Origin of the sequence: Streptomyces sp. NPDC052101, from assembly GCF_040680235.1 — a bacterium.
Classification (GTDB): Bacteria; Actinomycetota; Actinomycetes; order Streptomycetales; family Streptomycetaceae; genus Streptomyces.
The window spans coordinates 23,837-49,205 of record NZ_JBFAWH010000019.1 but is presented as its reverse complement, the minus strand read 5'-3'; the positions used below and the strand labels follow the sequence as shown (position 1 = coordinate 49,205).

At 70.4% G+C, this 25,369-nt stretch carries 18 protein-coding genes and 3 pseudogenes; 12 read left to right on the top strand and 9 right to left on the bottom strand.

From position 1 onward, the window contains the following. Nucleotides 1-36: 36 nt before the first annotated feature. Complete coding sequence (locus AB0L75_RS29565) at nucleotides 37-1,404, bottom strand: C1 family peptidase (RefSeq protein WP_365186809.1); 1,368 nt, start codon at nucleotides 1,402-1,404, stop codon at nucleotides 37-39. 217 nt (nucleotides 1,405-1,621) lie between these two features. Here AB0L75_RS29565 and AB0L75_RS29560 point away from each other — a divergent pair, with 217 nt between their 5' ends. Then, nucleotides 1,622-2,464: a lipocalin-like domain-containing protein gene (locus AB0L75_RS29560; RefSeq protein WP_365186807.1), complete on the top strand. Its 843-nt coding sequence runs from the start codon at nucleotides 1,622-1,624 to the stop codon at nucleotides 2,462-2,464. A 136-nt stretch (nucleotides 2,465-2,600) separates the two neighbouring features. On the opposite strand, the gene AB0L75_RS29555 is transcribed toward AB0L75_RS29560, so the two are convergent. Continuing rightward, nucleotides 2,601-3,770: a glutamate--cysteine ligase gene (locus tag AB0L75_RS29555; protein WP_365186804.1), complete on the bottom strand. Its 1,170-nt coding sequence runs from the start codon at nucleotides 3,768-3,770 to the stop codon at nucleotides 2,601-2,603. A gap of 389 nt (nucleotides 3,771-4,159) precedes the next feature. Between AB0L75_RS29555 and AB0L75_RS29550 the strand changes: the two genes are divergently transcribed. From AB0L75_RS29550 to AB0L75_RS29535, 4 genes are all read left to right on the top strand, one after another. Then, nucleotides 4,160-5,212, top strand: coding sequence for an alpha/beta hydrolase (locus AB0L75_RS29550; RefSeq protein WP_365186801.1), 1,053 nt, complete (start codon nucleotides 4,160-4,162; stop codon nucleotides 5,210-5,212). Between the two features lie 87 nt (nucleotides 5,213-5,299). Next, a complete protein-coding gene (locus AB0L75_RS29545; protein WP_365186798.1) occupies nucleotides 5,300-5,860 on the top strand; it encodes a CGNR zinc finger domain-containing protein in 561 nt (186 codons plus the stop codon). 216 nt (nucleotides 5,861-6,076) lie between these two features. Continuing rightward, complete coding sequence (locus tag AB0L75_RS29540) at nucleotides 6,077-8,203, top strand: glycosyltransferase family 39 protein (protein ID WP_365186795.1); 2,127 nt, start codon at nucleotides 6,077-6,079, stop codon at nucleotides 8,201-8,203. Nucleotides 8,204-8,327: 124 nt separating this feature from the next. Then, nucleotides 8,328-10,763, top strand: a complete 2,436-nt coding sequence (locus AB0L75_RS29535) for a SpoIIE family protein phosphatase (RefSeq protein WP_365186792.1) — start codon at nucleotides 8,328-8,330, stop codon at nucleotides 10,761-10,763. Between the two features lie 17 nt (nucleotides 10,764-10,780). On the opposite strand, the gene AB0L75_RS29530 is transcribed toward AB0L75_RS29535, so the two are convergent. The 6 genes from AB0L75_RS29530 to AB0L75_RS29505 form a co-directional block, all read right to left on the bottom strand. After that, nucleotides 10,781-11,128, bottom strand: a complete 348-nt coding sequence (locus AB0L75_RS29530) for a DUF1330 domain-containing protein (RefSeq protein ID WP_365186789.1) — start codon at nucleotides 11,126-11,128, stop codon at nucleotides 10,781-10,783. A gap of 114 nt (nucleotides 11,129-11,242) precedes the next feature. Then, a complete protein-coding gene (locus tag AB0L75_RS29525; protein ID WP_365186786.1) occupies nucleotides 11,243-12,130 on the bottom strand; it encodes an alpha/beta hydrolase in 888 nt (295 codons plus the stop codon). Then, the gene (locus AB0L75_RS29520) at nucleotides 12,130-12,864 is read right to left on the bottom strand and encodes a TetR/AcrR family transcriptional regulator (RefSeq protein ID WP_365186783.1); all 735 of its coding nucleotides are present in this window, start codon (nucleotides 12,862-12,864) and stop codon (nucleotides 12,130-12,132) included. The genes AB0L75_RS29525 and AB0L75_RS29520 overlap by 1 nt, the downstream gene beginning before the upstream one ends. Before the next feature lie 210 nt (nucleotides 12,865-13,074). Continuing rightward, complete coding sequence (locus AB0L75_RS29515) at nucleotides 13,075-13,695, bottom strand: TOPRIM nucleotidyl transferase/hydrolase domain-containing protein (protein ID WP_365186781.1); 621 nt, start codon at nucleotides 13,693-13,695, stop codon at nucleotides 13,075-13,077. 149 nt (nucleotides 13,696-13,844) lie between these two features. Continuing rightward, complete coding sequence (locus AB0L75_RS29510) at nucleotides 13,845-14,588, bottom strand: SDR family NAD(P)-dependent oxidoreductase (RefSeq protein ID WP_365186778.1); 744 nt, start codon at nucleotides 14,586-14,588, stop codon at nucleotides 13,845-13,847. A gap of 32 nt (nucleotides 14,589-14,620) precedes the next feature. Then, the gene (locus AB0L75_RS29505) at nucleotides 14,621-15,274 is read right to left on the bottom strand and encodes a VC0807 family protein (protein WP_365186776.1); all 654 of its coding nucleotides are present in this window, start codon (nucleotides 15,272-15,274) and stop codon (nucleotides 14,621-14,623) included. A 242-nt stretch (nucleotides 15,275-15,516) separates the two neighbouring features. Between AB0L75_RS29505 and AB0L75_RS29500 the strand changes: the two genes are divergently transcribed. Both AB0L75_RS29500 and AB0L75_RS29495 read left to right on the top strand, forming a co-directional pair. Further along, nucleotides 15,517-16,833, top strand: a complete 1,317-nt coding sequence (locus AB0L75_RS29500; RefSeq protein ID WP_365186773.1) for a sensor histidine kinase — start codon at nucleotides 15,517-15,519, stop codon at nucleotides 16,831-16,833. Then, the gene (locus AB0L75_RS29495) at nucleotides 16,773-17,429 is read left to right on the top strand and encodes a response regulator transcription factor (RefSeq protein WP_365186770.1); all 657 of its coding nucleotides are present in this window, start codon (nucleotides 16,773-16,775) and stop codon (nucleotides 17,427-17,429) included. The genes AB0L75_RS29500 and AB0L75_RS29495 overlap by 61 nt, the downstream gene beginning before the upstream one ends. Here the strand turns inward: AB0L75_RS29495 and AB0L75_RS29490 are convergent. Next, nucleotides 17,356-18,135, bottom strand: a complete 780-nt coding sequence (locus tag AB0L75_RS29490; RefSeq protein WP_365186768.1) for a methyltransferase domain-containing protein — start codon at nucleotides 18,133-18,135, stop codon at nucleotides 17,356-17,358. The two genes, AB0L75_RS29495 and AB0L75_RS29490, sit on opposite strands and share 74 nt — an antisense overlap. Nucleotides 18,136-18,196: 61 nt before the next feature. Between AB0L75_RS29490 and AB0L75_RS29485 the strand changes: the two genes are divergently transcribed. The 5 genes and pseudogenes from AB0L75_RS29485 to AB0L75_RS29465 all read left to right on the top strand — a co-directional run bounded on the left by AB0L75_RS29485 (nucleotide 18,197) and on the right by AB0L75_RS29465 (nucleotide 25,326). Then, the gene (locus AB0L75_RS29485) at nucleotides 18,197-18,409 is read left to right on the top strand and encodes a hypothetical protein (protein WP_365186766.1); all 213 of its coding nucleotides are present in this window, start codon (nucleotides 18,197-18,199) and stop codon (nucleotides 18,407-18,409) included. A 131-nt stretch (nucleotides 18,410-18,540) separates the two neighbouring features. Further along, nucleotides 18,541-20,034: a hypothetical protein gene (locus tag AB0L75_RS29480; RefSeq protein WP_365186763.1), complete on the top strand. Its 1,494-nt coding sequence runs from the start codon at nucleotides 18,541-18,543 to the stop codon at nucleotides 20,032-20,034. 137 nt (nucleotides 20,035-20,171) lie between these two features. After that, nucleotides 20,172-21,292, top strand: a pseudogene (locus tag AB0L75_RS29475) (ROK family protein). 383 nt (nucleotides 21,293-21,675) lie between these two features. Then, nucleotides 21,676-23,397: pseudogene (locus tag AB0L75_RS29470) on the top strand (carbohydrate-binding protein). 37 nt (nucleotides 23,398-23,434) lie between these two features. Then, nucleotides 23,435-25,326: pseudogene (locus AB0L75_RS29465) on the top strand (glycoside hydrolase N-terminal domain-containing protein). Nucleotides 25,327-25,369: the final 43 nt, after the last annotated feature.

Below are 25,369 nucleotides of genomic sequence, written 5' to 3'. Positions count from 1 at the left end.
CGACCGCAGGATTACGGCCCAGCCTGGACGCCTTCCTCAGTCGGCGAGGGCGCCCATGGGGTCCCAGGCGGGGAGGACGATCGGCGGTTGGTCGAAGGCGGCGGCCAGCTCCGGCGGCAGCGCGGAGCGGCGGACCGCGATCTCGAAGACATGCTCCCCGAACCACGAGTCGTTCATGGTCCAGAAGCCGTGGTCGGCCTTCTCCTCGCCCCAGCTGTTCTCCACCCGCCAGCGGCGCGGGCTGCCGTCCACCACGTCGACGCCGGTGAAGAGCATCGCGTGGGTCATCTGTGTGTCGTGGTACAGCAGCCGGCCGGCCTTGTCCATCGTGAAGGGGGCGTCGTAGACGGCCGCGTAGTCGAACAGCTCCGCGTCCCAGACGCCGGCGTCGGAGCGCATCATCTTGGTCACGTCGCAGCCGAACCACACCGGCTCGCCGCCGACGATCGCGTCCATCGCCAGCTGCTTCAGCAGCTCCATCCGCACATTGAGATAGACCACCGGCGGGGCGTCCACGATATTGCCCAGGTACTCGACCGTGAAGGTACGGCCGACCGGGCTCGACTCCCGGGGGTCGTGCACCAGGCAGACGTAGTCGTCCAGGGGCAGTTGCACATAGGAGGCGGCGAACTCCGCGGGGGTGAGCCAGCCGTCGCGGTGGAACTTCTTGTCCCTGTCCTCCCACTGCCACAGGAACCGCTGCGGTGGCGTGCCGAGGTGAATGCTGAGCACCCGGTGGACGGCGGCCAGCACCTCCCGCTTGCGCTCCCGCTGCGCCTCGACTCCCTCGGCGGCCAGCTCACGCAGGTCCCGCGCACCCTGGCGGAGCAGGGTCTTCAGGGCGCGGTTCATCGCCCGGGTCGCGGAGGAGCTGTCGGTCTCCGGCATGGCCGACTTGGGTACCAGACCGTGCTTGGCGACCAGCGCCACGAACATGTTCCACTGCCCGCCGTCACCGATCGGGTCCGCCAGCAGGTGCGCCACCGTGCGGTCGTCCACATCGCGGTCCGAGGTCTCGATGATCGCCTCGAGGACATGGTTCGCCCGCTCGAACTTGTCCCACCAGAGCAGGTAGTTCTGGGAGAACTCGAAGTCCTTCACACCCAGCTTTCGCGCGGCGCCGACCCGGAGCAGGTTGAGCCCGGCGAACATCCAGCAGCGCCCGCTCTGCTTCTGGTTGGTGGCCTTCCAGTCATCCAGGTGGTGGGAGACCGAGTGGTCGATGCCGGTGAGGACCCGGCGGTCCAGAGCCACATCGTCCACCGGTGTCTGGGTGACGGCGTTCTGCATGAGCCGGTTCACCGGCCGGGCGGCGAACGCCTTCTCGAAGACTTCGAGCTGATCTGGAGTCAGACTGCGCTCCATTGCCTGGCCCTGACGGGGGTCGTCGTTTCCGAAGGTCACAGCGTTCAGCCTCCAGTGCCCAGTGATTCTCGACAGAGCGCGTTCTCACCGTTGCACGGCCGTTCAGCCGGAGTCAACGGAGTTTTGCAGGCGAGCAGTCATCGCCACGAAATGCCGCCCATGGGGGCTTCCGCCGCCTCCTCGGCCAACTGAACAGTCGTGTCACTTTGATTCAATGAGACCGGGCAGCAACAGCCGCCCGATGAAAGGAGATTCGATGACCACGACCCGTCCCACGTTGATCGACGCCGCCGAGGGTCTCACCCCGACCTCCCCCGACAACACGGACTCCTGGTGGTTCTGCGCCAAGCTGCAGGAGGAGGACAGGGTCTTCTGGGTGAAGATCCACACGATGACGATGCAGGGTGTCTGTCACAGCACCGTCGCCCTACTGGAAGAAGGAGACGGCCACCACAGCGGCAAGTACAGTGCCGAAGCCGTTGCCGATGTGAAAGTGTCCGCGGATTCCCTCCATGTACAGACATCACTCCTGACGGTGAGCGGAGATCTGGACCAGCTCGAGCTATCGGGCGCGACGGACGCCGCGTCGATCCGCCTCACCCTGCGCCGTGAGGCACCCGTCCTCTACAACGGCGGCGGTGGAGTGTTTCCCTTCTTCGGCGGGACCACGGGGCAGTACGCGCTGCCCGGACTGACCGCGTCGGGAACCGTCACCATCGAGGGCACCACCCATCACGTCAGCGGACGCACATGGCTGGACCGCCAGTGGGTCTCCGGCATCACCCAGCCGCCGCGCTTCACATGGCTCGGACTCGACCTCGGCGCGGGCCGGTATCTGAGCGTCTGGGACTCCGTGGGCGACGGTACGTCCTGGCTCACACAGCTCACGGACGACGGCTCCCACCTGATCGCCCCCGCCCGGCGAACCGACCACGACGGGCGCTGGACCCTGACCGTCCCCGCCCTCGACGCATCCCTTGAAGTCTCCCATCAGGCGCTCTCCAGCGCTGAAGGTGCCTACACGGGCGCATGTCACGTGACCGGCACGCTCGCGGGCGAGGACATCACCGGGCACGGCTTCACGGACATCATCGGCTGACACTTCCTCGGACAGCTGAATCGATCGACCGGACCGAGGCGATCCACAGCCCGCGCGGGCTCCGTACCCGGAGCACGCATCGCCGACATCGGATGCGGACCGGGCACGGTGCCCATGCGCTTCGGCGGCGACGGAGCTACGGAAGCGGGACGGCGAGGTCGTCCACCACAGCCCGCAGGTCGCCCTCGCGCTGTTGCGCGACCCGCCTCTGTCGCGCGGAGCCGGGCCCTGTGAGCTGGACATCGCTCAGCCAGTCGCCGACGCGCCGGTCGTCGCCGTGCCGGCTGAGATACGGCTCGACCCGCTTCCACAGTTCCTCGATCAGCCGGACGACGCCCAAGGGGGCGCAGTCGCGGGTGTGGGTGCTGGGCAGGGTGCCGACCGGCCCGTGCCGGGCGGCCTGCCAGCACGCCGCCCTCAGCAGCAGATCGGGGACCTCGGGCGCGCGTTCGCCGGCCCGTACCGCCTCGACGGCGTGTCCGACGAGGGCCCGGACGAGCAGGGCGTACGCGGTGGTGGTCCCGGCATCGGGCAGCACGTCCGCGATGCGTACCTCGATGGTGGGGAGGTGAGCCGAGGGCCGGACGTGCCAGTAGAGCATGGCCTGATCCATCGCCGCCCCGGTACCCACGAGTTGGTCGACGACCCACGCGTAGTGGGCCGCGCCCCGCAGATAGGGAGGAGGCCCGGCCGAGGGCCACCGGCTCCAGACCATCGAGCGCCAGCTCGCGTATCCGGTGTCCGCCCCGTCGTTGTACGGGGAGTTGGCGGTGAGGGCCAGCAGCAGGGGCATCCAGCCCCGTAGATGGTTGACCGCCTGTATGGCTTCCTCCCGGTCGGCCACGCCCACGTGCACGTGGCAGGAGTTCACGCCCTGCCCGTCGACCACGGGCCCGAAGCGGCCCGCAAGGGCGTGGTAACGCGCCTGGCCGAGGACGGGCGGTGGCCCGGACCGGCCCAGGACGGCCATGCCGCTGGGCACCAGAAGGCAGTCGTGCTCCGCCGCGGCGACCGCCGCGCCCGTGCGTAATCGCACGACTTCCGCCTCCAGCTCGGCGGCGGTACGGCACACCGCACTGACGGTCTCCACCTGCGACGGCGAGAGTTCGGGAGTGGCATGCGGTCCGCCGAGGCGGGCGCGGGCGGCACCCACGACGGAAATCGACCTGTAGACCGCCGACCCGCTGTGCCGGTCGGCCAGGACGAACTCCTCCTCCACACCTACCGTCGGCGGTGCGGTGGCCTCCGGTGGAAACCCGGGGCCGCCGGCGACGGCAGGAGTCATGGCATCAAACGGCTCTGGCACGTCCAGCCCCTTCCGGAGACACACGGGACACCGGCCTCCACCCGTCTCGGGCCCTGCCGAGCAACAGGTGGGGAAGGTCATGTTGAGGGTTCGACGCAGACGCTGCAAGCAGTTACCCGGCCAGCATCAAGGCTGCTCAGGCCATCCGTGATCCCACCTGGAGGGAGCCGCACGGTCGCGCTACCCATGCGACCGATCATCACCTGTCAATACGGTGACATCGACTAGAGGGAACGACTGGGTCTGAGGCGAATTTGGCCGAGTTGCACGCATGATTGCCGGGGCTTGAAATGTGCACTCAGGATGCGTCACCCCTTTGACTGGTGACGCAGCTTGTGCAACAGTCAGCCATCGCACCAGCCGGCGCACCGGGAAACGCGGAGGGAAGCATGATCAACAGGCGTAGCTTCAGCAAGGCCCTGGGGCTGGGCACGGGCGTTGCCGCCGCGGTCCTGGCCGGCCCGGGCACACGAGCGGCATCCGCCCGCACACGGGACGAGTCCGCGACCGTGCCCGCGGTCAGCCCCGGCACGCACACCGGCTTCCCGCAGCTGAAGCAGGTCAAGGCCGGACTGCTGAACGTCGGGTACGCCGAACTCGGCCCCGCCCACGGCCCCGCGGTCATCTGCCTGCACGGCTGGCCGTACGACATCCACAGCTACGTCGACGTCGCCCCGCTGCTGGCCGAAGAGGGCTACCGGGTGATCGTCCCGTATCTGCGCGGCCACGGCACGACGCGCTTCCTCTCCGACCGGACGTTCCGGAACGCCCAGCAGTCCGCCATCGCCCTCGACATCATCGCCCTGATGGATGCGTTGAAGATCGAGAGAGCCGTGCTGGCCGGCTTCGACTGGGGCTCACGCACCGCCGACATCATCGCCGCCCTGTGGCCCGAACGCTGCAAGGCCCTCGTGTCGGTGAGCGGATACCTCGTCACCAACCTCGAAGCCAACCTGAAGCCGCTGGCACCCAAGGCCGAACACACCTGGTGGTACCAGTACTACTTCTCCACCGAGCGCGGCCGGCTCGCCATGGAGGACAGGACCCTGCGCCACGACCTGACCAGGCTCGTCTGGGAAACCGTCTCCCCGACATGGGACTTCGACGACGCCACGTTCGAACGCACCGCGGCCGCCTTCGACAACCCCGACTACGCGGCCATCGTCATCCACAACTACCGCTGGCGGCTGAGCCTCGCCGACGGCGAGCGCCGCTACGACGGGCTGGAGAAGCGGCTCGCAGCGCGGCCGGTCATCGCGGTCCCCGCCATCACCCTCGACCCCGAGCGCGACCCCTTCACCGCTCCGGGCAACGGCGCCTCGTACCGGGACAGGTTCACCTGTGCGTACGAGCACCGCACCCTGGTAGGGATCGGCCACAACCTGCCCCAGGAGGCACCCACCGCCTTCGCCCAGGCCGTCATCGACGTGGACCATTTCTGACGGATCATCCAAGTCACCTTCTTGACAGGTGATGACTGACCTCAAGGGTTCTTGTCCACCGTCATCATCACCTGCCAGAATGGTGATGTGAACCTCGACCATGTCTTCGTGTGCGGAAACCCGGCGCTCGACTTCGCCGCGACGCTCAGAGCGCGCCGTTCGGTGCGTTTCGAGATGTTCGCGACGCCGGACAGGCTGAACGCATGGTACGTGGAGTCCGGCATCGTCGACGCGGTCTCCCCCAGCCGGGAAGCCGACGTCGAGCAGGCGACGACCGTACGGGAAGCCATCTACCAGCTGGTCACCGCCCGCCGGCTCGAGGAGGAGTACGACAGGTCGGCGCTGACCGTGGTGAACAACGCGGCACGCAAGCCGCCGGCGGTACCGCAGCTCACCCCGTCGGGGCGGTGGACACAGTCAACGCCGGAAGAAGCCCTCTCCCTGGTCGCGCGCCACGCCGTCGAGCTGCTCAGCGGGCCGGACGTGCCTCTCCTGAAGGAGTGCGGCAACCCAGAATGCACCCGGACCTACATCGACCGCTCGCGGGGTACGCGTCGGCAGTGGTGCGGGATGGATTCCTGCGGCAACAAGATCAAGGCAGCCGCGTACCGCGCCCGGAAGAAGACCGCACCCACGGCGGCCCACTGACCCGCCCGCGTGCACCTTCTCAGGAATCTGTGTACCACCTGTTGAATTTCTGTACACGGCGCAATTGTGTGGCAGGCAATGCGCAGGACTTCCCGGATTCGACCGGTTTTAAGGCCAGGCAAGGGCAGTAAAGGATCCCCCTGGATCTGACAAGAGTTTCCTTGAAAGCCGCCGCTTCTGGAGGATGGGCTCGGGCGGTACCGAAGAATGCCGGGCATGGGTAAGACAGTTCACGTGCGTCCGGCGCTGCTGGTCATCATCGTGCTCGCGGCCGTGCTGTACACATGGGGTATCGAGCACAGCCAATACCACACGTTTTACGCGACTGCCGCACGCAGTATGACGGAGAGCTGGAAGGCTTTCCTGTACGGCTCCTTCGACCCCGGAAACTCCATCACCCTGGACAAGTTGCCGGGATTTCTCTGGCCGCAGGCCCTTTCGGCCCGTGTGTTCGGATTTCATCCGTGGGCGCTGGTCCTGCCCCAGGTCCTTGAGGGAGTGGCCAGCCTGCTGGTCCTGCACCGAATCGTGAACCGCTGGGCCGGTCCTCACGCGGCCCTGGTCGCCGACACGGCGTTCCTCGTGACCCCGGTGGCCGTGGGGCTCTTCCGCACCGCCGTCGAGGACCCCGCCTTCACGCTCTGCGTGCTGCTGGCGGCCGAGGCCACCCAGCGCGCCGCCGTGAGCGGTCGGCTCCGCCCTCTGGTGGCCGCCGGTGTGTGGGTCGGCGTCGGCTTCCAGGCCAAGATGCTGGAGGCATGGGCGGTGCTGCCGGCGCTCGCCCTGGTCTATCTCGTCTCGGCGCCGATCGCCCTGCGGAAGCGACTGGCGCACCTTGCGCTGTCCGGCGTGGTGATGACCGCCGTATCGGCTTCCTGGATGCTCGTGGTGACGCTCGTCCCGGCCAAGAACCGGCCCTATGTGGATGGCACCACCAACAACTCCGCGTTCAGCATGGTGGTCGGCTACAACTTCCTGAACCGCTTCTCCTCGCTCGGTATCACCGCGGCCTCCACGGGCAGCGTGAGCGCCACGCAAGGCGGCGGAGGCGGCCGGCACGGTCAGGCGTCAGATCCGGTCGGCGGCCCGGCGGGTCCTGTCCTGGGGCGGGCGGCAGGAGCCGGGGCCGTGAGCGGGTTCCGCGCCGGCGGCGGACGGGGCGGTGACCAGAACGGCTGGTCGAAGATGTTCGGCGCCGCGCTGGCCTCGCAGACCGGCTGGCTGTATCCGATGGGTGCCTTCGCCTGCGTCTGCGGTCTGCTCTGGCGCCGCGGCAAGCCGCGCACCGACCGGTCGCGTGCCGGATTCCTGCTGTGGGGCACCTGGCTGGCCACGTATTTTCTGGTCTTCAGCGCGGGCAGCGTCGGCGGCCACACCTACTACATGGGCGTGATCGCGGTTCCTCTCGCCGCGCTCACCGGTGGCGGTGTGGCTGCGATGTGGCGCGCCTACCGGGCGGGCGGCCCACGCGCGTGGGTGCTGCCCGGTGCCGTGGCGGCGACGGCGGCGTGGAGCGCGTACCTCGCCGACCGGTTCCCGTCGTTCCTGCCGTGGCTCGCGCCCGTGGTGGGCCTGCTCGGTCTCGTCGCGGTCGCCCTGCTGGTGCTGGCCAGGCCCGGCCGTACCGCGTCCGGCGGCAGGGCGGCCCTGGTCGGTCTGGCCGTGTCTCTCGTGGCGATGCTCATCGCGCCGAGCGCCTGGGCGGCGCAGGTGCTCAGCCCCTCGTACCGGGACTCCGGCATGGGCGCGGTCGGCCCCTCCGGCGGCAACCTCGGCCACGGTTCCTGGATGTCGGCGAGCCGTCGTAGCGGACGGATGCCCTGGGCGGGCGGTATGCAGCGCGGTCGGGCGACAGGACCCGGCGGGGCACGCGGCTTCGGCGGTATCAGCGGATTCGAGCGCTCCGGCGGCATCGGCATGGAGGGCGAACTCACCGCCGATCAGCGCAAGTTGCTCGCCTACACGTCCGCGCATCGCGGATCGGCGAAGTACGTCTTCGCCACCGCGAGTTGGAGCAGCGCGGCGCCGTACATCCTCACCACCGGGGCCCATGTGCTGCCGCTCGGCGGGTTCAGCGGCAGGGTGCCCTTCCCGAGCACGGCGCAGTTCCGGCAACTGGTCGGCTCCGGCAGGCTGAAGTACGTGGTGCTCGGCGGCATGGAGGGCGGTTCGGGCGGTTTGTTCGGCGATGCCCACGGGACGACGGCCGGCGCTCGGATCACCGCATGGGTCGAGTCATCGTGCCGCCGGATCCCGGACGCTGCCTTCGAGGGCGCCTCCGGTTCCCAGGGCCGTAGCGATGGGGAGGGCACCGAACAGACGCTGTACCAGTGCCACAGGTGATGAGCTTTCCCCGGCTGGAGAAAGTGCTGAACGAGCGGTCTTCGCCCCTTCGGTCCGAGGACACTCCCGTGTCCATGTGAGACCGTGGTGTCAAGAAGCCCGCCTGCGGATACGGCCGAACACGATGGGTCTCAGGGATCTGGCCGCCAAGCACCGGGGCGATCCGTTCGGCATCACGTCTGCCGCCGTCGCCCTCGTGGACGTACACGGCCTGATCCGCTACTGGAGTCGGAGCGCGGAAGACCTTCTCGGGTATCCGGCGCCCAGTGTGCTGGGGAAGCCTGCTGCCTCCCTCCTCGCGAACGAGGACTCACGGGCGGCCGCGCTGTCCGCGGCGCAGCAGGTCGGGGAGGGCTGGGAGGGCCTGATCATCGCGCGTCACCGTGCGGGCCACCCGGTCGAGCTGGCCGTACGGGTGTGTCCGCTGCACGCGGAGCGGGGCTCCGTCTGGCTGGCCGTGGCGTGTGAGGTCTCCGAGTCGCGGCGGTGGGAACTCGATCAGGCAGTGCTGCGGGGCCTCCTGGACGAGTCACCGATCGGCATCGCCGTCCTCGACAGTGAGCTGCGCTTCCAGTGGGTGAACCAGGTGCTGGTCGCCATGGAGGGCCTGCCGGCCCCTCTCGGGGCCCACCCCGCAGGCGGGCCCCCTGGACTGGGACAGGTGCCGTCGGCCGTGGACTGGCAGGCGCGCCAGGCTCTGCTGTCGGGGCGCGTCACGCCGGCCGTGGAGCATGTGCCGCCGCCGCAGGGCAGGTACCGCCGGAACTCTCAGGGGCACCTCAGGCTCCGCTCGTCGTTCCCGCTCAGGGATGTCGACGGCAAGACGCTCGGGGTGTGTCACACAGCCGTCGACTTCACCGCGCAGGACCGGGCGCGCGAGCGGCTCGCCCTGGTCAACGAGGCGGCGCAGCGCATCGGCACCACCCTGGACCTCGACCGCACGGTGCAGGAACTGGCCGAGGTCCTCGTGCCGCAGCTCGCCGACTTCGTGGCGATCGACCTCTTCCAGGGTGTCCTCGCGGCCGGGGATCTCACCCCGGGGCCGGTCACCGGTGGCGCGCTGCAGCGGGCGGCGCATGCGTCGATCCATGAGGAGCGGCCGGAGGCGATCGTTCCCATCGGGGAGCCCACCGGTTACCCGTCCAAGTCTCCGCAACGACGTTGCCTGACCACGGGCCGGCCGATCCTCGATCCGGTACTGGATCCGACGACATGGTGGCTGACCGACGATCCGCAGCGTCTGTCCAAGCTCGTCGGCCTCGGTGTGCACACCCATATGGTGGTGCCGCTGCGGGCGCGGGGCACGACCATGGGCGTGGTCAGCCTGCTGCGCTGGGAGAACCCCAACCCGTTCGACGAGGACGATCTGCTGCTCGTGGAGGAGCTGGTGGCGCAAGCCGCGGTGTGCGTGGACAACGCCCGGCGTTTCGTCCGTGAGCACAACGCGGCCCTGGCCCTCCAGACCAGTCTTCTCCCCCCTGACCTGCCCGATCACTGCGCTGTCGAGGCGGCCTACCGCTATCTGCCGACGGACGCCGAGGCCGGCGTCGGCGGCGACTGGTTCGACGTCATCCCGCTGTCCGGCGCGCGTGTCGCCCTGGTCGTGGGGGACGTCGTCGGCCATGGCATCCACGCCGCGGCCAGCATGGGCCGGCTGCGTGCGGCCGTACAGACACTGGCCGACATGGACCTGCCCCCGGACGAGCTTCTCGCCCATGTCGACGACCTCGTGCTGCGCCTGGCGGACGAGGCGGAAGCGGCCGCGGACGGACCGGTGGTGATCGGAGCGACCTGTGTCTACGCGGTCTACGACCCGATCTCGCGGAAGCTCAACGTGGCGCGTGCCGGACACCCCGCTCCCGCCATCGCCCACCTCAGCGAGCCGGTGGAACTGCCCGACATCCCCGCCGGGCCCCCGCTGGGACTGGGCGGTCTGCCCTTCGAGTCGGCCGAGATCGAGCTGGAGGAGGGCAGTGTCGTCGCCCTCTACACCGACGGCCTGATCGAGGCCTCCGACCGCGATGTCGATGTCGGGTTCGAGCGTCTCTGCTTCGCCCTGGCCCACCCCGACCGGCCGCTGGAGGAGATCTGCGACACGATGGTCCGCATTCTGCTGCCGGACCACCCGCACGACGACGTCGCGTTCCTGATCGCCCGGACGCGGGCCCTGCCCCCGGACCGTGTCGCCTCCTGGGAGGTGCCCGCGGATCCGCGTGCGGTGCACGAGGCGCGGGACAACACCGACCGGCAATTGGCCGCGTGGGGTCTGGAGGACATCGCCTTCACCACTGAGCTGATCGTGAGCGAGCTGATCACCAACGCCATCACGCATGCCGGCGGACCGATCGGTCTGCGTCTGATCCACGAGCGGACCCTCATCTGCGAGGTGTCGGACGCCAGCAACACCTCGCCCCATATGCGCCGTGCCCGCAGCACCGACGAGGGCGGGCGAGGTCTCTTCCTGGTCGCGCAGGTCGCCCAGCGCTGGGGCACGCGGTACACCGAGACGGGCAAGACCATCTGGGCGGAGCAGCAGCTGCCGGCCCATCCCCGGGGCTGACGGCCGGTCGCCGTTCGTCAGCAGGCGGCGAGGGCTTCCCGCATGGTCTCGGCGGTGGCGGTCGCGTCGTAGTCCTCGTGCACACCCGGGACCAGGATGATGTCGCCGTCGATGTGCCGCGCACGCAGGTGGGCGATGGCCCGGTAGGCGTCGCAGTCCCACCAGGCGCGTGCCTGGGCGATCGACGGGAAGCCGATCACGACGACGTGCCCGGGCCACGCGCCCTCCTTCACCTCGTGCGCACTGCCGTGGACGAGGAAGCGGCCGCCGTACGGTTCGAAGGTGGCGGTGATCCGTGCGATGCACTCGACGATCTCGGGGTGCGGGGCGGCTTCCTGCAGGTGGGCTATGGCGTATGCGGTCATGGCGGCTTCCTTCCGGCTGGTCGGCTGCTGGTGTGCACGATCCTGCCGCCGGGGCGAGCCGTGGTCGATGACCTGCCGGGTAATGACGCGCAAGGCGCGGGGAGCGGAGCGGCGTCACCAGCTGCCGAGGAAGCGGACGAGGTGTGCGGCGACCTCGTCCGGGGCCTCCACCTGGGGATAGTGGCCGGCGGCGGGCGGTCCGGCGAGTTCGGTCACGGTGGCGGAGGGCATGCGCTGCCTAATGCGGGCCAGTACGTGGGCGCCGCTGATCGGGTCGGCGGGTCCCCACAGGAACAGGGTGGGACCCGCGTAGCCCTCCAGCGCGGGGACCCAGCGGGCCTGGTGTGCGCGCCGGTCGTCGATGTAGCGCAGCAGCCGCGGAGCCAGCAGGCGGCCGCCGTCCCGGCTGACGCTCTCCCACATGGTGTGCAGATCCTCGTCGGGGACGGGCCTGCCCAGGACCCGGCGCATCGTCGCGCGGAAACCGCGTTCGGTGACGGCGTGCGCGAGCAGGGGGCCGAGCGGGCCGTGGAGCAGCCGCTGCACGCGCACGGGGCGGTGCAGGTCCGGGTAGAGGCCGCCGTTCAGCCAGGCCATGCGGGTGATCCGGTCGGGGCCGCGGGCGAGCAGTTCCTGGGCCACGCTGACGCCGTAGTCGTGGGCGACCAGGGCGGTGTCGCCGATGTCGAGGCGGCGCCAGATGTCCTCCACCAGGTCGGCCTGTTCCAGCACCGAGTAGGTGTGCCGTCGCGGTTTGTCGCTGTGCCCGAAGCCGAGGAGGTCGAAGGTGATGACCCGGTGCCCGTGTGCCGCCAGCCGGGGCACGATCAGGGACCAGTCGTGGGAGGAGGTGGGAAAGCCGTGTACGAGGGTCACGGGCGGACCGGCGACGGGCCCGTCCTCGCGGACGAACAGGGTGTGCCGCCCGGTACGCCCCTCGACGGTGATCCTGCTGCCTCCCGTGGCCCAGTGCGCGCTGGTGGGCATGGCGGTCCGGGGCATCAGCGGTCCTCCCGTGTCGCGGCGATGCCGTCCAGCAGGCAGCGCAGCCCGAAGTCGAACTCCCCCTCGCCGTCGAGGTCGTTGAGCACTGCCGAGTGGGCGGCGACCAGCGGATACGTCCGGGCCTGCAGCGAAGCGAACAGGCCGGTCATGGCCGCGCGTTCGCCGGGTGTGCGCGCCGCTCCCCCGGTGTCCAGGAGTACGGCGCCGACGACGTAGTGCGTGACCGTCAGGTAGATCCGTACCGCACTGTCTACGGGCCAGCCCGCCTCCGTGAGCAGCCGGAGGCCGTGTTCGCGGGCGCGCAGGGCGTTGGGGCCGAGCAGTTGCCCCCGTGTCAGCAGGGGCACCAGTGCGCGGTGGGCGAGCAGGACACGGCGGTACTCCCGTGCCCCGGCCTCGGTTCGGGCCCGCCAGCCGGGGCCCGGCGCGGGAAGGCTGATCTCGCCCAGCATGTGGTCGACCAGTTCCACGAGCAGTGCCTCGCGGCTCGCGATGTGCCGGTACAGGGAGGTGTGCCGCAGTTTCATCCGCTCGGCCACGGCGCGCATCGTCAGCGCGTCCAGGCCCCGTTCGTCGGCGATCCGGAGCGAGGCATCCATGATCAGGTCCAGGGTGAGGCCCCCCGGCCGAGGTCGTCGGCGTGCCCGGGCGGCATGGCGTGTGCTCCACCAGGCGGCCGAGCCGGGCATGGGGCTCTGCCCGTCAGGTGCCTCGTTCTCCGATGCGTCCACTGGACGCACTTTATGCGTCCAGTGGACGCCTCACAAGTGATGGCTCCATGTCAGTGCCGCCACCAATCCGCTGCGGGCTTCGGCTTGGCCCCCGGCCCCGCGGTCATCGGCGCGGTCGGGCTGAGCCGGGCGGTGTCCCGGGCGACCTCCTCGCCGGCCACCGACCGCGCACGTATGCCAACGGCCTGGAGTCTCCCCTGTCACAGCGCGTCAGAGGCTGTCGAGCAGGCCGTCGAGTGGGGCGGGTACGCGGTCGGAATCGAGGGCATCGACCAGGACGCGGCCGTAGCGGATCTTGCGCCCCTTCTTCGTGCCGAGGAAGCGCCGCAACTGCTGCTGAGAGGTGCGGCCTTGCTGCGCGGGCTGGTGCAGGAAGGTCTGCAGGGCGCGCAGGTCGCCCTCCGCCCGGACGAGTTCCTCCACCCGTGCCGTGCCCAGCGCACGGATCAGCTCGTCCTCCAGATCGGCCGCGCAGACGAAGAATCCCCCCGCCTCTGTCGCGCCGGCCCGCTCCAGGCCGCGGGCGTAGTAGCGACGCTCCCCCTCGTCGCACAGTCCCGTCAGGCGGAGCCCCAGGCCGTTGGGCCCGAGAAGGCCGGCGAAGCGTCCGACGTTCATCGCACCGCCCATCGGCAGGACGCAGACTCCTTCGGCCGCCAGGTTCCGGCCGCGGCGGGCGGCGAGCGCGTTGACCGCGGCGTCATCGCTGGGCCCTTCGAGCAGGACGACCGTCCGGACGGGCAGTCGCGCGGCCAGCTCATGCGCGGGATTGCCGGGTCCACCGGCCGCCCACACGGTGACCGCCTCCCGGAACGACCCCATGTCAGCCATGAGACGAGCCTCCGCCCTTCTCGGCCGCCACGCCAGGGGTTTTCTCACTGCCGGTGGTCCAGGTTTGCAGGGCGGGCAGTTGCTCGGGCGTGAGGCCGTCGGTGGGCATCGGCTCAACGGCGGCCCCGTACCGCTCTCGCGGGCGGCGGTCAGGTGTCGGTGCGCACCAGATCGAGCTGCGGGAAGGCCACCGGCTCGGGGGCGCTGCCCGCCTGCAGGACATACGCGCGCCCCGCTTCCTCGCTCGCCGCGATCTCGGCGACCGAGGCCGCGATCTCGGCGGGCTCCGCCAGGGCGCAGCCTTCGCCGAGGATGTAGTCGATCGCCTCCGGCGGCAGGATCGGCGTACGGACGAACCCCGGGCAGATCGCGTTGATCCGCACCCCCTTCTCCTGCCACGTGGGGGCCAGCGAGCGGACCAACCCGATCACGCCGTACTTGCTCGCCGCGTACACCGGGTCGAAGGGCGCCGCCCCGACCCCGGCCATGCTGGAGGTCACCACCAGTGAGCCCCCGCCGTGCGCGGCCAGCGCCGGCAGCGCCGCGTGCAGCCCGAACATCACTCCGTGCAGGTTCACCGCCAGCACCCGGTGCTGCCGCCGCGCGTCGTAGTCGTCCTCGCCGAACCCGCCGCCGTCACCGATCCCGGCGTTCAGGTGCACGAAGTCCAGCCCGCCGTAAGCCTCCACGGCCGCGGCGATCAGGGCCGCGTTGTCCTCCTCCCGCGTGGTGTCGGTGCGGACGAACAGCCCGTTCACCTCCTCGGCCACGGCCGCACCGCCCGTCTCGTCGATGTCACCGACGACGACCTGTGCACCAAGCCTGCCGAAGTGCCGCGCCACCGCCGCACCGATCCCGCTCGCCGCCCCCGTGACCACTACAACCTGCGCCATGACGCTGTTCCTCCGTATGTCCGATGGCCTTGTCAGGCCGCCGTTGCCGCCGCGGCGGCCTCGTTGTGGATGACGGCGATACGGGCCGGCTTGCGCCCGTAGCGACGGCTGAAGATCTCCAGGGCCACGAACAGCGCCACGTACTGGAGCGTGGTCACCAGCATCACCGAGTCGATGGGCAGCGTGTACGCGAGCACCACCCGCACCACCGAGTCCAGCAGCAGGCCCACGCCCCAGACCGCCGTCAGCAGCCGCATCAGATGGCGGAAGGCCGGCGACGCCTGCCAGTTGTGTTCCAGCTCGGCGCGCTTCTCGCCCTTCGCCAGCGACGACACGATCCGGTAGATGACCGGCTGTCCGCGCAACGTGGACAGGAACACCACCCCGACGATGCCCGTCATCCAGCCGTCCTTGGCGAACATGAACCGCGGGCTTCCGGTCAGCGCCGACATCGCCGCGCCCAGGGCCACCATGCTGAGCACCAGGATGCCCAGCATCCCGACGCGCCGCTCCCGCACCACGGTCAGCAGCGCCTCCCCCATCAGCGGGACGGCGCTCGCCAGCACCGCCCACCACAGGCTGACCCCGGCTGCCCGCAGGCCGTAGAACACGGCCAGCGGGGCGACGACGTTCAGCGCAAGGCTCTGCAACAGCGGCCCGTTCAACGACCCTTCGTGCTTGTTCATGCTCCGCATCCCCGTCATGTCCATCACCCTGGTCCGTGGTCCGTGATCCCTGTCCGCTTCCTGACGCCTTCGACGCTACGGACCCGCGCGAGCGCGCACATTGGGCCCAGGCGCCGAGTGGGGGTGGGGCTGGGCCCACCCCCATGTGGGGTCCGGACACACCCTGCGCGGCCTACGGTCGCGTCACACTGGTGAAGCGGCGCGGGCGACGAACCGCGAGACCCTTTCGGGAGGCAGGCCCCATGACCACGACCGCCGGACGCGCCGCCGGCACCGCTCTGCGCCGCTTCGGGCGGCGCCACCGAGGACTCGGCTACTGCTGGACGATCGGCTGGTGCAGCCCGGCGGCCCTGGCAATGCTGCTCTTCTGCCTGCCGGCCAGGCTCTTCGCCGAAGGCGACCCCGACCAGGGCTGGCTGCGCGCGATGCGCAAGCTGACCGACACCTACCGTGGGGTGTCCGGGCGCTGGGACGGTACCCCCGTCCTGAGCCCCTATCTCCGCGACCGGCCGCCTCGCGAGGATCCGGCCCTCCGCCGCGATCTGTGCTTCCTCGCGCTGGAGCCACTCATCGCGCCGGTGCTGCTGCTCGGGCCCGGCGCGCTGGCGTGGTACGGCCTCTTCGGCCTGCTCGCCTCGGGTATCACCGCGCTCTTCGACAGCAGCCAGGGCGGCCTGCCCCACGCCGCCGTGTTCCATTCACCGGCCGTGGCACTGCCCGCCGGTCTCGTCCTCTACTACGTCGGGCTGCGGCTGGCCGGCCCCGCCGCCCGGCTGCACGCCCGCCGCTGGCTGCCGCGGCTGCTCGGCCCGGCCCCCTCCGTCGCCGCCGAGGTGGAACGCCGCCGGCTGGCCGAACGGGTCGAGGAGCTGACCGAGACCCGCGCCGCGGCCGTGGACAGCCGCGAGGCCGAACTGCGCCGCATCGAACGGGACCTGCACGACGGTGCGCAGGCCCGGCTGGTGGCCATGGGCCTCGCCCTCGGCGCCCTCGAAACGCTGATGGACACGGACCCGGACCGGGCGCGCGAGCTGGTGCGGCAGACACGCGAGAGTTCGGCGCGTGCCCTGACGGAGCTGCGCGCCCTGGTGCGCGGCATCCACCCGCCGGTGCTGGCCGAGCGCGGGCTCGTCGACGCGCTGCGCGCGCTCGCCCTGGACGCCCCGCTCGAGGCCGAGGTCGCCGCCGACGGGCTGAGGGGCCGTCCGGAGGGGCCGATCGAGGCGGCTCTGTACTTCGCCGTAGCCGAGTTGCTCACCAACGCCGCCCGGCACGGGGACGCGGCACATGCCCGGATCGAGCTGAGCCACACCGGTCAAGTGCTGCGCTGCACGGTGTGGGACGACGGGTGCGGAGGCGCGCACGAGGAGCAAGGGCCCATGCGCGGAGCGGGCGGCAGCGGTCTCGTCGGCATCCGCCGCCGACTGTCGGCGTTCGACGGTAGCATCGCGGTCCGGAGCCCGGCCGGAGGGCCGACCCTGGTGACGATGGAGCTGCCTTGCGTGTTGTCCTCGCCGAAGACCTCTTCCTCCTCAGGGAAGGGCTCTGCACCCTCCTGAGCGCGCACGGCTTCACCGTCGCCGCCGCCGTGGCCAGCGGGTCCGAGCTGCGCCGAGCGCTCGCCGAGGAGGAACTGGACGTCGCCGTGGTGGACGTACGGCTGCCTCCCACCTTCACCGACGAGGGGCTGCAGGCGGCGCTGGAGGCCCGCCGCAGCCGGCCCGGGCTGCCCGTGCTCGTACTCTCGCAGCACGTCGAGCAGTTGTACGCGCGCGAGCTGCTGGCCGACGGCACCGGAGGCGTCGGCTACCTGCTCAAGGACCGGGTGCTCGGTGCCGCGGAGTTCGTCGAAGCCGTACGGCGCGTGGCTGACGGCGGCACCGCAATGGACCCGGAGGTCGTGGCCAGGCTGCTCGGCGGCCGCCATCGCGACGACCCCCTCGCCACGCTCACACCGCGCGAGCGGGAGGTGCTGGCACTCATGGCCGAGGGCTACTCCAACACCGCCGTCGCCGCCCGGCTGTTCGTCAGCGAGAGCGCCGTCGGCAAGCATTCGGCGAGCATCTTCAGCAAGCTCGGCATCACCGCCTCCGAGGAGACCAACCGCCGGGTGCTGGCTGTGCTGGCGTACCTGAACGGGTCCGCCAACCCCTGACCCGCGCAGCCCGCGTGCCCTGTCGCCACCGCGTCCGCCGCCCCTGGACACAGGTGAGCCACGGCCGCACATCACCGCGGCCGCTCAGCTCGAAGCCGGCGTCCCCGACGAGCGTCTCCAGCAGATCCACCCGGTTGTGTGCCATGGCGTGAGCGAGCCCGCCGTGCACCAGACGCCGGCCGATCCAGCCCTTCGACGGCCGGAACTCCACCACCAGCAGCCGCCCACCGGGCCGCAGCACCCGGCGCATCTCCCGCAGGGCCGCGGGCCGCAGCTCCTGCGGCAGGTGATGCAGCATCAGGCTGGTGACGACGGTGTCGAAAGACGCGTCCGGGAAGTCGAGGGACTCGGCGATCCCCTCCCGATAGACACAAGGCGCGCTGCCCGGGCGCTTCTTCCGGCCATGGGCGTGCGCGAGGACCGGCGGCGAGGCATCCACGCCGGTCACCGCGGCGTCCGGGCCGATGCGGGCTGCCACGGCCCGGGTCAGGCAGCCGGTGCCGCAGTCCACGTCCAGGACGCGGTCGCCCGGAGCGGCGCCGCTCAGCTCCGCCAGGCCGGCGAAGGCACGGGCGCGGCGGCCGGCGAAGGCACGGGCGCGGCGGCCGGCGAAGCAGAGCGCGCCGAAGACTTCGTATGCGCGTGGGGTTGCGATGGTCACGCCGGGTGTGGCGGAGCGCCGCGCCTCGATCCTCGCCGCCGCCACCGAGGTCTTCTCCGAGACCGGCTAGCAGCGCGGCAAGTCTCGGACATCGCCCCCGGCCCACATGGACCGCTTCCACCGGCCCGGCTCCCATGGCCTTCTCTTCGCCGACGCCACCGACCCGGCCCACGACCCGGACCTCGGCACGGCCCTCCGCCAGGTCCACCAGCACCTCGCGGACACGCTCGCCGACCTGCTCAGCGTCGAAGCACAACTGGCGGTGCTGGCACTGCGCTCACTGCTGCCACAGCGGCCTGAAGTACCGGCCGACTTCTGAGCCACGCCTGGCGCCGGCGTTGTCGGAGACCGCCCTCGAACCGCAGCCCTCACGCTTTCCCCTGAAGGTCGAGAGCTGACTACGCTCAAAGCAAGGGAACTGTCCGGCCCGGCCCACACGTCGACAAGATCGTGACGAACATCGACGACGCCCCCTCCGTAGACGAGCTGTCGGCCACCTGGAGCGACATCCAGGAGGACGACAACGCCTACCGCGACGACTCGTACGACCGCGAGGTCCGCGACTGCGCCACCCGCCTCGCCGCCGACCCCGGCGCGGCCACCGCCTACGTCTGGACCCTGGGCCTCACGCTGATGGCGCCCTACGCGGCCTGGCTGCCGGGTGAGGGAGTCGCCGACGCCGCCCGGGAGGCGCTGCGAGCCACGGACCATGCCCTGCGCGACCGCCCCTGCGACCACGCCACGCACCCCTACCGCACCCACGACGCGGAGGAGGACGACTGGCGCCTGCCCGAACTGCTGCGGCTGCTCGCCGACGAGACGGCCGAGACTGCCGAGACAGCCGAGACGTCCGACTGGGACGAGGACCGGCCCCGCGACGAGTGGCTCTGCCCGCGCAACGTCGCCGGATACGCCCGCATCGCCCTCGACATCCTCGACCCGGGCTCGGTGCCGGACGTCCCGCCCCGGCTCCCGGCGGAGATCCGCGGCGACATCGAGAGTCTCTCCGCGACCCTGAACCTCTACCCCAACGGCGACCCCGACGACGACCTCGCCTCCCAGGCCTGGAACCTCTCCCTCGCCGCCGACGCGGACCGCCCCGGACGACTGCTGGTAGCCAGGGCCATCAGCTGGCACGTCGTCTCCGGCATGGTGCGCAGGAAGTCGGTCCTCGACGACCTGATCGAGGCCGTGGAGACCACGCTGCCGCACTACGCCGACGCGACCTGCGCCCATGAACGCCACCCGGAGCTGGAGGACAGCGGCCCGGAAGCCGCCGAGACCGGCCTCAGACTGAGCAGCCCCGCCGGGCGGGAGATATACGAACGCGACCGCGAGGACTGGGGCCACCCTCCCCTCGACGAACTCCTCTGCCCCGCCCACCTGGCGGAGATCGCCCGCGAGACGCTGACGACCGTGCGCGAGGGCCGTGACAAGCTCTTCGGCGACCGCCCCACCGGCCACCTCGACGCCGAGTACCTGCGCGCGGACGGACGGCTGGACATCGAGAAGATCGTCGACCGGCTCGACCACAAACACTGGAACGAGAAGCACGCCGACGACCTGGGCCTGTGGGCCGCACGCCGTTACGAGGGGGCCGACGCCCGGGAGCGCGTCGTCCTCTTCATCACCGTCCACCAGACGATGAAGATCTCCTATCCCGGCCCGCCGTACGCCGTGACGCGCGGCGTACTCGACATGATGCGCCCCCTCGCCGCCGCGCCCCGACCGGCCGACTGCGCCCATCCGGACGACCATCCGGCCACGCGCTACGTGGACTTCCGGCACGGCCTCCCGCAGGTCTACGCCCCCGACGACTTCCCTGCGACCGAGCACTCCCGGAGCCTGGAATCGTGGACGTGCCCGCGCTTCACCGCGATCCTCGCTCAGGGGTGCGTCAGCGGCCTGGAGCGCCTGGACGAGACGGAGGGCGAGGGCGGCTGAGAAGCCGGCGGCCTCCGGCCGTCCCCACTGAAGGCGCGGATCATATACGGCACTTCGCCTACCCCACCTTCGATAGCCTCCCAACTAGCCATCCGAGGCTCTGTTCGACGCCGGCCGCATCCCAGGTCTTCACCGCCCTGCTCTCCCACGGTCCGCTCACTCGGGCCGAGGTGGGGCGGCGGACCACGCTCTCCCCGGCCGCCGTCACCAAGGCGGTCCGTCCGCTGATGGAACTCGGCTATCTGGTCGAGGGTGCGGACGAACAGGCACGGCCCGCGGTGGGACGTCCGGCCAATCTGGTCCGGGTGGACGGAGGGAGGGCGCTGTTCATCGGGATCGAGGTGACCGGCGACGAGATCATCGCCGTACTGGCCGACCTGTGCTGCCGTATCCGGATCGCCCGGCGCGTACCACTCACGGGCCGGGAGCCGGAGGCGGTGCTGCCCGCCATCACCGCGCTGGTGCAGGAGTTGCTCACGGAGGCCGACGGCTTCGGTGTGCGGGTCCGTGGGCTCGGCATCGCGATCTCGGGGGACGTGGACCGCGCCGGCGGTGTGGTCCGCTACTCGGCGTTCCTGGACTGGCGGGGCGTTCCGCTCGCCGAGATCGCCGGAACCGCGACCGGGCTGCCGGTCACGGTCGACAACGACGTGCGGGCGCTCACGGTCGCCGAGTACTGGTTCGGCGCCGGTGTCGCTTGTCGGACTTCGCCCTGGTGACCGTGGGCGCCGGTATCGGTTGCGGCCTGGTGGTGCACGGGCGGGTGGTGTCGGGCGCGCACGGTGTGGCCGGCGAGATCGGGCACCTGTCACTCGACCCGCTCGGCCCGCTCTGCCACTGCGGCAACCGAGGGTGTGTGGAGGCGATCGCGTCCGATCCCGCGATACTCCGCGCGATGCGCGCGGCCACGGACAGGCAGGTGTCCGACGCAGCCGACGCGCTGGCCCTGGCCCACGCCGGAGACCCCGGTGTCAGAGCGGTCTAGGCACGGGCCGGTGAGGCAATCGGCCAGGCCATCGGCTTCCTGGTGAACATCCTCGGTCCCGAGCGGGTGATCATCTCCGGGGAGGGCCTGGCCGCCTCCGACCTGGTCGGCGAGGGCGTCCGGGACGCGTTCGCCACGTCCGCCTTCGGTACCTCCGCGCAGTGCGACGTGATGACCCGGCCCCTGCCCTTCGAGGAGTGGGCGCGAGGGGCCGCGGCCACCTCCATCCAGTCCTTCATGGAATCCGGTAAGTGGGAGGAGCAGCAGCGATGAAGGACATCGCGGAGCGGCAGCCCGCAGAACGCCGCAGGAGCCGGGCGCCCAACGGTGGGCCAGGGGCTGCCCGGTGTCGGGCCGCCCCCCTGAAGACGGTTCACCAGCGGGCTCACCGTCGTCCCGGGCCGCGCGACCGCTGAGCCGCCGGTCCGACGGGTCCGGCGCCCTGGCAGCGGCCACCCGCCCGTCTCTCCGTCCTCCTCTCCCCCCGGTGTCCTGCCGACCACCCCCGTTCTCTTCTTCTCGTGACAACGCCCGTCCCCGCCCGGGTGCCACCGCGCGATCCCGCTCACCTCACCCCTGGAGGCGACCCATGCGTTCATCCCCGTACAGAGCCCTGCGCGGAGCCCTCCCCGGCCTCCCGCCGCACCAGCAGAGCGATGCTGGTCCTGGCCGTCACGGCCGGACTCGCCACAGCGTTCCCGGCCGCCGCCGACCGGGCCATGGCCGCCGCCACCAACTCCGCGTCCACAGCCGTCACTTCGCTCGCGAGCACGGCCGACGCCGCCTCCGGAACAGCCGCCAAGCCCTACATGGGCTGGTCCAGCTGGAGCATGCAGTCTTCCTCGTACCCGGGTCTGAACCCGAACGGCAGCTACAGCTATCTGACCGAGGCGAACGTGCTGAAGCAGACGGACGCCCTCGCCACCACGCTGAAGAAGTACGGCTACGACTATGTCAACATCGACGCCGGCTGGTGGATGGACCACAACTGGACGTCCGAGTCCGACCAGTACGGCCGCCAGACACCCGACGCGGTCCGCTTCCCCCACGGCATGAAGTCGGTCGCCGACCACATCCACTCCAAGGGCCTCGAGGCCGGCATCTACCTGCCCGTGGGGCTGGAGAAGGGGGCGTACGGCGAGGGCAAGGTGCCGATCCGGAACGCGCCCGGCTGCACCACCGCGGACGTCGTCTACCCGGATCTGCGCACGACCAACGGCTGGGACAGCGCGTACAAGCTGAACTTCGACAACCCGTGCGCCCAGAAGTACATCGACTCACAGGCGCAGATGCTCGCGGGCTGGGGCTACGACTTCCTCAAGCTGGACGGCGTGGGCCCCGGCTCGTCCAAGTCCGGTGACAACTACGACGACGTCGCGGACGTCGCCGCCTGGCACCAGGCCATCGCCGCCGCCGGCCGCCCGTCCACCTGGAGATCTCCTGGTCGCTCGATATCGGTCACGCCGCCGACTGGAGGAGGTACTCCAACGGCTGGTGCATCGACACCGACGTCGAGTGCTACTGCAACACCCTGGTCACCTGGGAGAACTCGGTCGGCGACCGGTGGAACGACGCCCCCGCGTGGAGCCATGAGGCGGGCCCGGGCGGCCGGAACGACCTTGACGCCATCGACGTCGGCAACGGGGCGATGGACGGCCTCACCAACGCCGAATGGCAGAGCTACATGACTCTGGGGGCCATCAACAAGTCACCTCTGTTCACCGGCGACGACCTCACCAAGCTGGACGCCTATGGCCTGTCCCTCCTGACCAACGACGAAGTCATCGCCGTCGACCAGAACTCGTCACCCGTCGCGCGCCCCGTCACCCCGATGGGCGACCAGCAGGTCTGGGGCACCAGGAACTCCGACGGCACATACACCGTCGCCCTGTTCAACCACGTACAAGAAGAAGATCACCGCGACCCTGCCCGCGCACGGTTCACGGCTGTTCACCGTCAGGCCCGGCGGCGGCCGACCCGCGACCACCAGGTATGAGGCGGAGTCCGGGGACAACACCCTGACCGGCAACGCCTCCGTCACCGCCTCCGTCACCGCCTGCGGCTCCTGCTCCGGCGGCAAGAAGATCGGCAACCTCTACGTCGACAGCGAGCTGCAGTTCAACGACATCACGGTCAAGAAGGACGGCATCTACACCGTCAACGTCGCCTACGTCAGCGGCGACTCCCGCTCGGTGACCGTCTACTCCGACAGCGGCAACGGCACCAGCCTGAAGTTCCCCTCCACGGGCGACTGGAGCACGGTCGACACCGTCAGCGTCCAGCTGGCCCTGAAGGCGGGCTCCAACACCATCACGTTCGACAGCGGCTGGGACTACGCACCCGACATCGACAGGATCGACGTACCCAAGTCCCTCTGACCCGCCCGCGCTGTTCCCCGGACATGGAGTGCAACACGTGGACATCCAGCACACCGAATCGCGGGACAGCCGCCCGAGCCGCAGGGGCTTCCTCGACCTCGCCGCCACTGCCGGCACGGCCGCCGCTCTCGGCGGCCTGCCCGCCTTCACCGCCTCGGCGGCCCCCGCCCGGCCCACCTCCTCGCCCCTGCTGCCCCCGGCCGCCGCCGCGAGGAACCAGCTGTGGTGGCAGGCTCCCGCTTCCGCCGACTCGATGATCCGGCAGGGCCTGCCGGTCGGGAACGGGCGCCTGGGCGCGCTCGCGAGCAACGCCCCTGCCGGCGAACTACTGATGATCACCGACGCCACCCTGTGGACCGGTGGCCTCAACGACACCCTGCAGAGCGACGGCCAGTTCCCCTACGGCCGGGACGACTTCGGGTCCCTGACCCTGCTGGCCGAGCTCACCGTGGACATCCCCGGGCATGACCTGGGCTCCGTCGACAACTACCGCCGCACCCTGGATCTGGCCCAGGGCCTCGTGACCGCTTCGTACGACGTCTCCGGCGTCACCTATCAGCGGCAGATCTTCGCCAGCCGCCCCGACGACGTCATCGTCCTGCACTTCTCCCAGCAGGGCGGTGGCACCTACACCGCTACCGTCGCCGTCGCCGTCGCCCACGGCGAGTCCACCACCGCGAACGGCACACGGCACTGCGCCTCGTTCGGCGCCTCGCAGCGACCACCCTGCTCCACACCCATGTCGCCGACTTCCGGCCGGTGTTCGAACAGCTGGCCGTCGACCTCGGTACGTCGTCCGCCTCGCAACGCGGGCTGGACATCTGGCAACGAGTGCAGGCCCGCTACCGGGACAACGTCCCAGACCCCGAACTAGAGGCGGCCTACCTGCAGTTCGGTCGCTATCTGATGATCTCCGGATCGCGCGGCAGCCTGCCCATCGGCCTGCAGGGCACCTGGCTGGACGGCAACGACCCGGACTGGATGGGCGACTACCACACCCACATCAACATCCAGATGAACTACTGGCTGGCCGACCGCGCCGGCCTGTCCGACTGCTTCGACGCTTTCACGGACTACTGCCTCGCACAACTGCCGTCCTGGACGGACGTCACCCAGCGGCTGTTCAACAGCTCGGCCAACCGGTACCGCAACTCCACTGGAAAGATCGCCGGTTGGACCGTGGCCATCTCCACCAACCCCTACGGCGGAGGCGGCTGGTGGTGGCACCCGGCCGGCAATGCCTGGCTCTGCCACAACCTGTTCGAGCACCACGCGTACACCCAGAACCGCGCCCACCTCGGCAACTACCGCACCGCGACCCGGGTACTCGGCGAGACCACACACCGGCACCTCTCCTCGCTCTTCGGTCTCTTCCCCGGTGACCGGATCCGCCCCGCCGGCTCCACCCCGAAGGACTTCCTCACCGGCGCGACGGCCCTGCCGACCGCCCGCGGCATGAACAGCTACGGCTGGTCCAACGCCTGGCGCAGCCTGTGCTGGTCACGGCTGAAGAACGCGGAGAACGCCTACCAGCTCGTCGTCCACAACGTGAAGCCGTCGGTGAACGGCGGCAACGGCACCGCACCGAACCTCTTCGACATCATGGACATGGGGCAGGGCCGCGGCATCTTCCAGATCGACCCCAACTTCGGCACCCCTTCCGCGGTGATCGAGATGCTGGTCTATTCACGGCCGGGCCACGTCGAGTTGCTGCCCGCGCTGCCCGCCGCATGGGCGATATCCGGCTCGATATCGGGCGTCGGCGTCCGCGGAGGCTTCCTCGCCGACCTGAGGTGGAAGAACGGCAAGGTCACGCAGATGACGCTGAAGAGCGTCGGCGGCCGTGACACGACCGTGGTCGCGGGCGGCACCTCACGGAAGGTCAGTCTCACACCCGGCGAGTCCGTGACGCTGCGCAACTTCGGCTGAGATCAGGTCGGCAGACACCGCGAGGAGAGCGGAGAGATCGACG